Source organism: Pseudomonas fluorescens (genome assembly GCF_902498065.1).
GTDB lineage: Bacteria > Pseudomonadota > Gammaproteobacteria > Pseudomonadales > Pseudomonadaceae > Aquipseudomonas > Aquipseudomonas fluorescens_BJ.
The window spans coordinates 13,456-25,652 of the sequence record NZ_CABVIR010000004.1 but is presented as its reverse complement, the minus strand read 5'-3'; the positions used below and the strand labels follow the sequence as shown (position 1 = coordinate 25,652).

10 protein-coding genes and 3 pseudogenes are annotated in these 12,197 nt (G+C 61.1%); 4 read left to right on the top strand and 9 right to left on the bottom strand.

Annotation, left to right across the window (positions count from 1 at the left end):
* Positions 1-49: 49 nt before the first annotated feature.
* Positions 50-1,159 carry a DUF2817 domain-containing protein gene (locus tag F8N43_RS16045; protein ID WP_150654033.1) on the bottom strand — a complete coding sequence of 370 codons (1,110 nt, stop codon included), beginning with the start codon at positions 1,157-1,159 and terminating at the stop codon, positions 50-52.
* A 152-nt stretch (positions 1,160-1,311) separates the two neighbouring features.
* Between F8N43_RS16045 and ggt the strand changes: the two genes are divergently transcribed.
* Positions 1,312-3,144 carry a gamma-glutamyltransferase gene (ggt, locus tag F8N43_RS16040; RefSeq protein WP_150654032.1) on the top strand — a complete coding sequence of 611 codons (1,833 nt, stop codon included), beginning with the start codon at positions 1,312-1,314 and terminating at the stop codon, positions 3,142-3,144.
* 139 nt (positions 3,145-3,283) lie between these two features.
* Here ggt and ddlA read toward each other — a convergent pair whose 3' ends face one another.
* On the bottom strand, positions 3,284-4,378 hold the full coding sequence (gene ddlA, locus F8N43_RS16035; protein WP_150654031.1) for a D-alanine--D-alanine ligase: 1,095 nt from the start codon (positions 4,376-4,378) through the stop codon (positions 3,284-3,286).
* A 10-nt stretch (positions 4,379-4,388) separates the two neighbouring features.
* Positions 4,389-5,030 (bottom strand): LysE family translocator, encoded by a 642-nt coding sequence (locus F8N43_RS16030; protein WP_150654030.1) that lies wholly within the window; start codon positions 5,028-5,030, stop codon positions 4,389-4,391.
* Between the two features lie 154 nt (positions 5,031-5,184).
* Here F8N43_RS16030 and F8N43_RS16025 point away from each other — a divergent pair, with 154 nt between their 5' ends.
* Complete coding sequence (locus F8N43_RS16025; RefSeq protein WP_150654029.1) at positions 5,185-5,994, top strand: AraC family transcriptional regulator; 810 nt, start codon at positions 5,185-5,187, stop codon at positions 5,992-5,994.
* A gap of 76 nt (positions 5,995-6,070) precedes the next feature.
* On the top strand, positions 6,071-6,439 hold the full coding sequence (locus tag F8N43_RS16020) for a cupin domain-containing protein (protein ID WP_150654028.1): 369 nt from the start codon (positions 6,071-6,073) through the stop codon (positions 6,437-6,439).
* Positions 6,440-6,443: 4 nt separating this feature from the next.
* On the opposite strand, the gene F8N43_RS16015 is transcribed toward F8N43_RS16020, so the two are convergent.
* From F8N43_RS16015 to F8N43_RS16005, 4 genes and pseudogenes are all read right to left on the bottom strand, one after another.
* Positions 6,444-7,043, bottom strand: coding sequence for a flavin reductase family protein (locus F8N43_RS16015; RefSeq protein WP_150654027.1), 600 nt, complete (start codon positions 7,041-7,043; stop codon positions 6,444-6,446).
* A gap of 59 nt (positions 7,044-7,102) precedes the next feature.
* A pseudogene (locus F8N43_RS29890) lies at positions 7,103-7,537 on the bottom strand (methyl-accepting chemotaxis protein); the annotation flags it as partial.
* A 156-nt stretch (positions 7,538-7,693) separates the two neighbouring features.
* A pseudogene (locus F8N43_RS29885) lies at positions 7,694-8,329 on the bottom strand (PAS domain-containing protein); the annotation flags it as partial.
* Between the two features lie 219 nt (positions 8,330-8,548).
* Entirely contained in the window at positions 8,549-9,862 is a 1,314-nt protein-coding gene (locus tag F8N43_RS16005) for an MFS transporter (protein WP_150639833.1), read from the bottom strand.
* A gap of 203 nt (positions 9,863-10,065) precedes the next feature.
* On the opposite strand from F8N43_RS16005, the gene F8N43_RS16000 reads away from it, so the two are divergent.
* Positions 10,066-11,484 (top strand): short-chain fatty acid transporter, encoded by a 1,419-nt coding sequence (locus F8N43_RS16000; protein WP_150639834.1) that lies wholly within the window; start codon positions 10,066-10,068, stop codon positions 11,482-11,484.
* 36 nt (positions 11,485-11,520) lie between these two features.
* Here the strand turns inward: F8N43_RS16000 and F8N43_RS15995 are convergent.
* A pseudogene (locus tag F8N43_RS15995) lies at positions 11,521-11,866 on the bottom strand (DUF86 domain-containing protein).
* Positions 11,863-12,153 (bottom strand): nucleotidyltransferase family protein, encoded by a 291-nt coding sequence (locus tag F8N43_RS15990; RefSeq protein ID WP_150639835.1) that lies wholly within the window; start codon positions 12,151-12,153, stop codon positions 11,863-11,865. Before F8N43_RS15990 ends, F8N43_RS15995 begins: the two are co-directional and overlap by 4 nt.
* Between the last annotated feature and the right edge of the window lie 44 nt (positions 12,154-12,197).

Below are 12,197 nucleotides of genomic sequence, written 5' to 3'. Positions count from 1 at the left end.
AGAAAAGTTGCCCGAACCATGAGCCGGGTTCGGGCAACAAAAGCACGCCTCAGGAACGCATCACCGCCAACGCTGACAACCCCCGCTCCCATATCTGCCACGTACGCAGCCAGACCATCGCCTGCCAGTCGCTGTCGGCGGGATAGAACTGCTCCAGCAGATTCAGTTTGATTTCACGCCCTACCGCATCACTCGGATTGCCGTGCAGATGCAACCAATGGTCATCGCGCAAATGACGGTGAACCTCGGCCCCCGGATAAGTCCCGCACTCGATCACGAAAGGCATCAATCGCACCTGCGGCAGCGCGTCGATCAACGCCTGCGAGGTGTAGCCGGTGGCTGTCGCAGCCACGCCGGTTTCGCTCAGCGTGTCGGCGCCGGTCAGCAGCGTATAGAGCCACGGCCCGTAAATCGCCTGCGCATCCGGCAACGCTGGATAAGCGGACTCGGTAATGGTCAGCAACATCGGATGGCCGTATTCCCCGGCGCCGGTGTGCAAGTCAAAGCACATCGCGACATCGGCGTGGGCGACATGTTTTTGAAGGATCCGGTGCAACGTGCGGTTCGACCAGCTCGGTGCCCGCCCGCCGTAAAACAGACCGTCGGGATGACTGTGCTGGCCGCCCTCGACAATCGACATCACCGCCGGCCAGCCGTGTTCGTGGATCTGCTGATCAAGCAGCGCATCGGCGCGATCACGCTCGGGGCCTGTCAGCTCAGTGCAGGCATAGATTTCATGCAGCGCGGCGTAGGCCTGATTGTCCGGCAGCGGATGTTCGAAGTTCAGGTGATTGCGATTGAGGTCGATGTTGTCTTCGTTGACCCGGCGCAGCCACGCCGTGCCCCAGGGATTGATCAGATGGACAAACACCACCGCGACATCGGCCGGTAATGAACGCTTGCCCAACTCCTGCATCCACTTGATCTGGCAACCCGAGCCATAGAAGCCCTCGACCCCGTGAGTGCCACTCAGCGCGACCAGCAAGCGCTGGGCGGCCGGATCACCGAGCACCGCCACATCGGTGCTCAGAGGTTCACCGAACGGGCCTTTGAGCGGGTGCGGATACTCGGTCAGTATCGCGCCGGCCGCATTCGCTGCTGCCAGAAACTGTTCACGCTGAGCGCCATAGCTCGGCTGTGCGGGGAAGTCGGTCTGCATGCCTGCCTCTTGTTGATCTTCTGACTCGTCTGCTGCCCTTGACCCTACAGAAAATCTACCAATGGAAGAAGGACAAAAACGTCCCGTGGTTTGCGTCACTGGCTGTCGGCCGATAAAGTCCCCTGACCTTTCCCACGGACGGAGTGCCCCGCGTGTTCTCAGCCCTTCGCTTGAATCGCTATCGCCTGTCAGCCCTTTCGCTGATTGTCGGCGCATTAACCCTCGCGGCGTGCAACGTTCCGCCCGCTTCGACGTTACCCCTCGCACCGGAAACCGCCTCGGGCTATCGCTCCGATCTGCAGACCCGGCATGCCTCAAAACATATGGCCGCAGCGGCGAATCCGCTCGCCGCCGAAGCCGGACGAGCGATGTTGCGTCAGGGCGGTTCGGCGATTGACGCCGCTATTGCGATGCAAGCGGTGCTGACGCTGGTCGAGCCGCAATCCTCGGGGATTGGCGGTGGTGCATTGATCATGCTCTGGGACGGCAAAACCGTGCGCACCTACGACGGTCGTGAAACTGCGCCGGCCGGCGCCACCGAGAAGCTGTTCCTGCAAGCCGACGGCAAACCGATGCCGTTCACTCAGGCGCAGATTGGCGGTCGTTCCGTGGGCACCCCCGGCGTGTTGCGGGCCCTGGAACTGGCCCATCAGAAACACGGGCGCCTGCCATGGGCGCAGCTGTTCGAGCCGGCGATCAGACTCGCGGAGCAAGGTTTCCCCATCTCGCCACGCCTGCATCAGTTGATCGCGTCGGATTCGTCCATGCAGCGCTCGCCAGACATGATGGCGTACTTCCTGAACGCCGATGGCAGCCCGAAAGCCGTCGGTACCTCACTGAAAAACCCGGCGCTGGCCGCTGCGTTCAAACGCATCGCAGAGGAAGGTCCCGATGCGTTGTACAAAGGTCCCATCGCGCAGGAAATCGTCGCCAAGGTTCAGGGCCACGCCAACCCCGGCAGCCTGTCGCTGAGCGATCTCAACGGCTACACCGCCAAGGAACGCGCGCCGTTGTGCACTGATTACAAACGCTGGCAAGTCTGCGGCATGCCGCCGCCGTCGTCGGGCGGAATCGCCGTGGCGCAGATCCTCGGCACCTTGCAGGCCCTGGAAGCCCGTGACCCGCGTTATGCCCTGGCGCCATTGAAGCCAGTCAAAAGCACCCTCCCCGCAGGCCTTGAACCGGCCCCTGAAGCCGTGCACCTGATCTCCGAAGCCGAGCGCCTCGCTTACGCCGATCGCGCACAGTACGTCGCCGACATCGACTTCGTGCCCGTCCCCGTCAAGGGCCTGGTGGACCCGACCTATCTCGCCAGCCGCGCCGCCCTGATCGGCGATCGCAGCATGGGCACGGCCCAGCCTGGCACGCCGCCGGGCATTCAGGTCGCCTACGCGCCGGACCGTTCGCCGCTGCGCATTTCCACCTCGCAAGTGGTGGCCGTCGATGACCTGGGCGGAGCGGTGTCGATGACCACCACGGTCGAATCCGCATTTGGCTCACACCTGATGGTTCAGGGCTTCCTGCTCAACAACCAGATGACCGACTTCTCATTCATTCCCGAAGAAAACGGACAGAAAGTCGCCAACCGCGTCGAACCCGGCAAACGCCCGCGCTCGTCCATGGCGCCCACCCTGATCTTCGACCGCCAGAGCGGCGAATTCCTCGCCACCCTCGGCTCTCCCGGCGGCTCGCAGATCATTGAATACGTCGCCAAATCCACGGTCGGCCTGCTCGACTGGAACCTCGACCCGCAAACCGCCATCAACCTCCCCAACTTCGGCAGCCGCAACGGCCCGACCGAACTGGAACAGGGGCAGTTCAGTGCGGGTTTGATTCAGGCGTTGAAGGACAAGGGGCACAGCGTGACCGAGATCGACATGACCAGCGGCACTCAGGCGATTGTCCGGGTCAAGGATGCGCAGGGGAAAGCCTCGCTGGCAGGCGGAGCGGATCCGCGGCGGGAGGGAGAAGCGTTGGGGGATTGAGTCCTGCGCGGCATGGAAAGGGCTTACCGGGTGGTAGGCCTTTTCCATGGAGAACCCATCCTGATCCTCATGCTTGCGCAGCCTTTTCCTCTTTGAATACGTTACGTGCGCAGGCCTTCATGATGTCAGTTAACTTTTCTCAGCGAGAAATCTTCAGCGCCTGCCGCGCCTTGTGCTTCTCCAGCGCCAGCTCGATCAGACGACTGACCAGCTCGCTGTACGTCATGCCCGTGGCCTGCCACAGCTTGGGGTACATGCTGATGCGGGTGAAACCGGGGAGCGAGTTGATCTCGTTGATCAGCACTTCGCCGCTGTCGGTCAGGAACACATCGACTCGCGCCAACCCGGAACAGCCCAACACCTGAAACGCCTCGACAGCCAGTGCTCGAATGCGCTCGCTGGTTTCGCTGCTGATGTCGGCCGGGACCACCACTTCAGCGGCCTGTGCGTCGATGTACTTGCTGTCGTAGGAATAGAACCCGCTGCGGATGACGATTTCGCCGCAACCGCTGGCGATGGCGTCTTCGTTGCCGAGCACCGCGCACTCGATCTCGCGGCCACTGACGGCTGATTCGACCAGCACTTTCTCATCGAAGCCGAGAGCCAGTTCGACTGCTGCCGTGTATTCGGCTTCATCGTTGACCTTGCTCACGCCCACCGAAGAACCCTGATTCGCCGGTTTGACGAACAGCGGCAGGCCGAGTTTGGCCTGGACCTCGGCGAACCCGGTGCGCTTGGCCGTTGCGCGAGTCAGGGTGACGAACGGTGTCACCGCCAACCCCGCGTCGCGCAGCAGACGTTTGCTGATGTCTTTGTCCATGCACACGGCCGAGCCCAGCACATCGGAGCCGACAAACGGCAGATCGGCCATGCGCAGCAAGCCTTGAAGGCAACCGTCTTCGCCCAGCGTGCCGTGAACGATCGGGAAGATCACATCAACATGCCCCAACAGTTCCTGACTGGAGGTTTCCACTAATTGCTGACTGGCCTTGCCCGGCACCACGGCGAGTTCGCGGTTGGACTGGTTGAGGGCGATCAGCGCCGGGTTTTCCTGGTTGAGCAGGAAGTTCGACGGATCGTTGAGATGCCAGTGGCCCTGCTTGTCGATGCCGATCAATACCGGTTCGAAACGCGACCGGTCCAGCGCGTCGACGATGTTTTTCGCCGATTGCAGCGACACTTCATGTTCAGCCGAACGGCCACCAAAAATAATGCCAATCCGCAGTTTACTCATTCAGAACTCCTCAACGACTGGCCACCAGATGCGCACCGAACAACAGGTAGCAACTGCCGGCAAAGCGATCCAGCCATGTGCGCGAACGGTCGTACACCCGCGTCATCCGACGGCTGGAGAACAGTAGCGCCACGCTGCAATACCAACTGAACGACAACGTCGCCATGGTCAGTACGGCCAGCGCCAGCAACATCGGCGGCACCGTCGCAGGCATGGCGGTCGCGAAGATCGTCGCGACGAACAGTGCGGATTTGGGGTTGGTCATGTTGCCCAGAAAACCCTGGCCATACACCGACCACAACGTGCGCCCCGCATCGGCAATCAAGCGGTTGTCGCCCGCAGTCACCGGCGCTTTGCGCTTGAACTGCTTCAAACCCAGATAGATCAGGTAACAGCCACCGGCAATCTTGAAACCCAGGTAAAGCGTCGGCGCCGCGCTGAACAGCGACTTGATGCCCAGCCCGCCCGCCAGCCCCCAGAGCACCGTGCCCGTCGCCACGCCCAGCGCGGCTACCACGCCATGACGCTTGGATTGACTGGCCGCCAGTTGCGCGATGTTGAAAAAATTCGGTCCCGGCGTCACCACCGCAACGGTCCACAGCAGCGCCAGCGACAACAAGGGTGCGGCGTAGCTCAGGTGGGACATTTCCATGATGGGGGTCGCCTTCGTGGCTGCAGAAGATGTGCAACACAGTGCAACATTTCCCTTCGGTTTTCTACTTGCACGAGGCCTTCCATCGGCCAGAAGACAGACGACCGATCACTGGGTTAACGTGATCCGTATCGAGTTCCAGGCAACGATCAGCATGACCAGACACCCACCGCACAATGACTGGTTCCAACGCGCGCCCGATGTGGCGGGTCTGCAGCGGTTCGAGGCATTTTTTGCCGGACATGGCTACGACCTGCATCGCCACGACACCTACGCCATCGGCCACACCCTCGCCGGCGTGCAGCGCTTCCAGTACCGCGGCGGTTGGCGCCACAGCCTGCCCGGCGGGACGATGGTGCTGCACCCGGACGAAGTCCACGATGGCGAGGCCGGGACCGAGACCGGGTTTCAGTACCGAATGATGTACATCGAACCGGCGCTGATCCAGCAGATGCTCGGCGGTCAGCCGCTACCGTTCATCAAGAACGGCTTGTCGCCCGACCCGCGCCTGTTCGCCGCCACCGAAGTCCTGCTGCGCAGCCTCGATATACCCCTCGAACCGCTGGAAGCGCAGGACGCGCTGTTCGATCTGGCGCAAGCCTTGAACAGCGCTGGCGGAGTCACTGCCAGGCATGCAAGCTTCGACTACAGGGCCGCGGAGCGCGCGCGGGAATACATGCACAGCGCACTGGATCGCACCGTGACGCTGGAAGAACTGGCGCACCACAGCGGCCGGGATCGCTGGAGTCTGTCGCGAGATTTTCGCCTGTTGTTCGGCACCAGCCCTTACCGTTACTTGACCATGCGCCGACTCGATCTGGTTCGTTCGCTGCTGATTCAAGGGCAGTCGCTGGTCAGCGCCGCACTGATCGCCGGCTTCACCGATCAGAGCCACATGACCCGCCAGTTCAGCAAAACCTACGGTTTGTCGCCCGCGCGCTGGATGAAGATGCACCGGCGCTGAGCCACGCACAATCGTACAAGAAGCACGCTGCTGCGCTGGCTATCGTGGTTTGACGATCAACCATGAGAGCTGCGCCATGAAAGCCTACGAAAGCCTGAATTTCGCCGAAAAAATCTCCCGGATCGACTCGCACTGGACACCGCGGGTCATCGCCGAAATGAACGACTATCAGTGCAAGGTGGTGAAGTTGCTGGGGGATTTCATCTGGCACGACCACCACGATACCGACGAAGCCTTCATCGTTCTGGAAGGCCAGTTGCGCATCGATTTTCGCGATGGTCACGTGCTGGTGAATGCCGGCGAAATGTATGTGGTGGCCAAGGGTGTCGAGCACAAGCCGTTCGCCGGGCAGGAGGTGAAACTCCTGCTGATCGAACCCCGAGGCGTGTTGAACACCGGTGACAAGGGTGGCGAACGCACGGCGCAGAACGACCTCTGGGTGTGACGTCTTACGGCTGTAAGGTCTTGCCGTCCACCGGATCACCGATTGTCAGGAAATGCCCTCCCGCCACGTGGTGCAAGGTGCGCAATGCATCGTGCCCCTCGAAGTGCCAGCGACCGTCGCTGAACACGCGCTCGTCCGCCTGGGCGGCAATCACTTCGGCCAGGAACAGATCGTACTGTTGGTGATTGCCGGGCTCCGGCAGCAGTCGGCATTCCAGCCAGGCCACGCAACCTTCGAGCATCGGCGCATCGATCAGCTCGCCGCTGAAAGTCTGCAAATCATAGGTCTGGAATTTGTCCCGGCCCTGGCCCTGAGTCAGCTCCAGCCCGGATGTCGAGCCAACGGTTTGCACGATATCGGCCTGGGCGGCGCAGGGTACGTTCAGCACGAACGTGCCCGACGCTTCCAGCAGTTGCCGGGTCCAGGTGGACTTGTCCAGCACCACGGCAATTTTCGGCGGTTCGAAATCCAGCGGCATGGCCCAGGCCGCCGCCATGATGTTGCGCTGCCCGTCATGGGCGGCGCTGACCAGCACGGTCGGCCCATGATTGAGCAGACGATAAGCCTTGGACAAGGGAACCGGGCGGCGATGGGAAGCGCTCATGGGCATCTGCTCCTGGGGAAAGATGCCGATTGTAGCGATTTCCACCCGGTTGGCAGGCATCAACTCGATAGCTGATTGGCGAACTGTCCGACCGCATTCACCACTTTCTGCGCGCCGTCCTGAATTTCGACAATCACCGTGCCCGCCTCTGCCGCCAGCGCCAGGCCTTGTTCGGCCTGAAGTTTACCGTCGGTCATCAGGGCTACGGCGTTACGCGCCATGTCCTGGTTCTGACGCACCACCAACACGATTTCATCGGTGGCCTGACTTGTGCGCGAAGCCAGTTGCCGGACCTCGTCCGCCACCACGGCAAAACCACGCCCCTGCTCTCCGGCCCGGGCGGCTTCGATGGCCGCGTTGAGCGCCAGCAGGTTGGTCTGTTCGGCGATGCCACTGATGGTTTTGACGATGGTGCCGATCACCAGCGATTGCTCATTCAGCGCTTCGATTCCCTCGCCGGCGGTTTGCATGTGCTCGGCCAGGTCGCGCATCACGTTCACCGCTTGTGTCACCACGGCCGTGCCGCGCTGGGCGCTTTGATCGGTTTGTTGCGAGGTGCCGTAGGCAATGTTGGCCGCTTCTGCGACGGCGTGTTCCTGATTGACCTGATCGGTAATCACGGTGGCGAACTTCACCACTTTATAGAGCTTGTTGTTGGCGTCGACCACCGGGTTGTAGGACGCCTCCAGCCAGACCGTACGCCCGTGGCTATCCACGCGCTTGAAGCGGCCGGCGACGAACTCTCCGGCATTCAGGCGACGCCAGAAGTCCTGATACTCGGCACTGCTGTACTCCTGCGCATCGCAGAAGGTGCGGTGATGTTTGCCCTTGATTTGCGCCAGGCTGTAACCCATGCCGTTGAGGAACCGTTCATTGGCTGCGAGCACGTTGCCAGCGAGGTCAAACTCGATCACCGCCGTCGAGCGCACCAGCGCGCCGATCAGGTTCTCATGCTCACGGGACGCCTCGATGGTGCGGGTCAGGTCACTGGAAAAAATCGAGAAATGCTTGATCCGCCCGTCCGAGGAACGCACCGGCTGCACGATCGAGCGCAACCAGGCTTCCTGGCCATCACCTCGCAGCAGGCGCACTGCACCGGAGAAGTGCTCGCCACGGGTCAGCGCGGCCTTGAAACGGTGGTGGAATTCATCGGACTTCACGTGGGGCGGCACGATGTCTTCGATCGGACGATCGATCAGGTCGTGGCTCTTGTAGAGCATCTCGCTGAGAAAATTCTGATTGACCGATTGAATACGCCCATCGGGATCAAGGGTCAGGACCAGCATTTCGCTTTCCAGACTTTCCTTCACTTGCTGAAGGCTGGAGAGTTCTTCGCGAAGAGCCGACAACTCTTGCTTCAAGCGTTTGTTGAACATGGGAAAGCACCGATGGGCAGGGATAGAAAGCGGCATGCAGCCTAACCATCGGCCTTGGGAGTATTTTCTGAAGAGTGTTTCAGGGTTGTCCTACAAAAATATTCGTCATGTGCGCCACGCCGCCTTCAATCAGATGGCACCAGCCGCCGGGCAGTTGCCCGTCCTCGGCATGCGCGCACCGAAATACAACGCGCTGCTCACACCCACCGCGCCCATCACCGCGCAGAAGATCACGCAAATCCAGGGACTCCACGGCATCAGGCCGATCAGCAACAGCGGTGTGATACTCGCCCACGCGGCGTAGGCAATGTTGTACGTGAAGGAAATCCCCGACACGCGAATCCGCGCCGGGAACAGGCTGACCATCACCGACGGCACCGCGCCGACCACGCCACAACTCAGGCCGGCAATCGCGTACGCCAGACCGATCCAGTGGCTGCCAATGATCAGGCTGGTATAGAGCACGCCAATGCCCAGCGGCAGCAGCAGGCTATACAGCATCACCGTGCGCCAGGCGCCGATGCGGTCGACCAGCAAACCGGCCAGCACGCAGCCGATGTTCAGGAACACGATGCCCAACGCGCTCAGGGCAAAGGTGTGGCTGGCGGTCATGCCGAAGGTTTTCTGCATCATGGTGGGAGTGATGACCACAAAGACCACCACGGCCGAAGTCAGCACGCAGGTGAGAATCATCGCCGGCAAAATCGCCAGGCGATGTTCGCGCAAAACCGTGCGTAGCGGCAGTTCGACCGCGTCATCGCGTTTCGCCTGCATCGCCATGAACACCGGGGTTTCGCTGAGCCAGCGGCGTAGCCAGACGCCTATCACGCCAAACACGCCGCCCAGCAGGAACGGGTAACGCCACGCGTAATCGAGGATTTCCGCCGGGGTGAACGCCTGCGCCAGAAAGGTCGCCGTCAGCGCGCCGATCAAGTAACCAAAGGTCAGCCCCGCTTGCAGGAAACCGAGCGCGTAACCACGGTGCGCGACCGGTGCGTGCTCGGCGACAAACACCCAGGCACTCGGCACTTCTCCGCCCACCGCCGCGCCTTGCAGAATCCGCAGGGCCAACAGCAGCAGCGGCGCGAAATAGCCGATCTGGGCGTAGGTCGGCATGATGCCGATCAGCAGGCACGGCAGCGCCATCATCAAAATGCTCAAGCTGAAGACTTTCTTGCGCCCCAGCCGGTCGGCGAAATGCGCCATCAGGATCCCGCCCAACGGCCGCGCCAGGTAACCGGTGACGAAAATCCCGAAACTTTGCAGCAAGCGCAGCCATTCGGGCATTTCCGGCGGAAAGAACAGCTGGCTGAGGGTCAGGGCGAAAAACACGAAAATGATGAAATCGTAGATTTCCAGCGCACCGCCAAGGGCCGCAAGGCCGAGGGTCTTGTAGTCCGAGCGGCTGAACGGTGCCGGGCGCGAATCGTTGAGAGCAGTCATCAAAAAGAACTCTGGCATGGACAAGAAACCAAGGCGCCCATGGTCTACGCAAATGCGCCAGCGGACAACCCGTTAGACCATCGTCCCGTATGGCTAAAAACTTCGTCACAAATCGTGACCGATTGATTTACTGTTGGCACCTGTCCAGATGGGCCTCTGCGACCCTGAAGACCACAACAAACATAAAAATTCGAGGTACTCCCGTGGCTGCTGATATCGAAGATACCCGCTCCGCCCGTTTTGCCCTGCGCTGTTCAAGTTTTGCCGAACGCTGGTTTCCCGACTCCTGGGTATTCGCCGCGCTGGCGGTGATCATCGTCGCCGTGGCCACCCTGTTCATGGGCGCCAAACCCACCGACGCGGCGATGGCATTCGGTGACGGGTTCTGGAGCCTGATCCCGTTCACCATGCAGATGGCCTTCGTGGTGATCGGCGGCTATGTGGTTGCCAGCTCGCCTCCCGCCGTGAAACTGATCGACCGCCTGGCGCGCATCCCCAAGAACGGCCGTTCCGCCGTAGCATGGGTGGCGTTGATTTCCATGGTCGCGTCGCTACTGAACTGGGGTCTGTCGCTGGTATTCGGCGGCTTGCTGGTGCGTGCCCTCGCCCGTCGCGTCGATCTGAAAATGGATTACCGCGCGGCCGGCGCAGCAGCGTATCTGGGCCTTGGCGCCGTGTGGGCCTTGGGCCTGTCGTCGTCCGCCGCGCAATTGCAGGCCAACCCGGCCAGCCTGCCGCCGTCGATTCTGTCGATCACCGGGGTGATTCCTTTCACACAAACGATCTTTCTCTGGCAGTCCGGCGTCATGCTGCTCGCGCTGATCGTGGTCTCGCTGATCATTGCCTACGCCACCGCACCCGGCCCGAACTCGGCCCGTGATGCCGAAGCCTGCGGCATCGACCCGAGCTTCAACCTGCCGCCATTGCAACCGCGCACCCGCCCCGGCGAATGGCTGGAACACAGCCCGTTGCTGACGATTCTGCTGGTGTTGCTGGCGGCCGGGTGGCTGTTTCACGAGTTCTCGACCAAACCGGCGATCAGTGCGATTTCCGGCCTGAACACCTACAACTTCCTGTTCATCATGCTCGGTGCCTTGCTGCACTGGCGCCCGCGAAGCTTCCTCGATGCGGTGTCACGCGCGGTGCCGACCACCACCGGCGTGCTGATCCAGTTCCCGTTGTACGGTTCGATCGCTGCGTTGATGACCACGGTCAAAGGCACTGACGCGCAGACCCTGGCGCACCACATCTCGACCTTTTTCGTACAAATCGCGTCCCACGACACCTACGCCCTGCTGATGGGCGTGTACTCGGCGATCCTCGGGTTCTTCATTCCGTCGGGCGGCGGCAAGTGGATCATCGAAGCGCCGTATGTGATGCAAGTGGCCACCGACCTGAACTACCACCTGGGCTGGGCCGTGCAGATCTACAACGCCGCCGAAGCCCTGCCGAACCTGATCAACCCGTTCTACATGTTGCCGCTGCTGGGCGTACTGGGGTTGAAGGCACGGGACTTGATCGGGTTTTCGTTCGTGCAACTGCTGGTGCACACGCCACTGGTGCTGTTTCTACTGTGGGCGTTGGGGACGACGCTGACGTATACGGCGCCGGTGATGCCTTAAACGGTGTTGATTGCACCTGCTGTGAGGCAGGTGCGATCAGTCTTTATCGGTGGGTAACACCTTCAGAAGTTCAGGCAAAGCAGCCTGAACCGTATCCCACACCACTTCCAGATTGATAACGAAGTAGCCGTGAGCAATGCGGTTGCGCATACCTCGCATGCTGCGCCATGGCACCTGAGGGTTCTGCGTGGCGTACTCGACGTAACGATCCATGATTTTGGTCGCGGCCTCGCCAATAATGATGAGGCTCATGATGACGGCTTGCTGGGGTTCGTTTGTCGTCGAAGAACTCTTCTTTACTCAAACCTTCGACAAAGATCAGCGCATCCCCAGCGGCCTGACGCATATGGTCAAGGTAATCGCCGAGACGGTTATCGGTCATACGGGACGAGCCTGCTCAAGCACCTGCTGGCGAAACTTCACAGGAAGATCGCCGGGCGTCAGCAGATCGACACTCACCCCCAACAAATCCTCAAGTTCAACCTGAAGGCCGCCAAGATCAAAAAGTGTGGCACCTGGCAGTGCATCTACCAGCAGATCAAGGTCACTCCCCTCTTTATCCGTCCCGAGCAGTGCCGAACCGAACACACGAGGATTGGCTGTACGAAAGCGGCCGACAACCTCACGAACGGCAACTCGTTGTAGATCAAGTGCAATCGAGGGCTTCATATTTCACCTTTACCCAGTGCAGTATTGCGCCAGTCTAGCAGTGC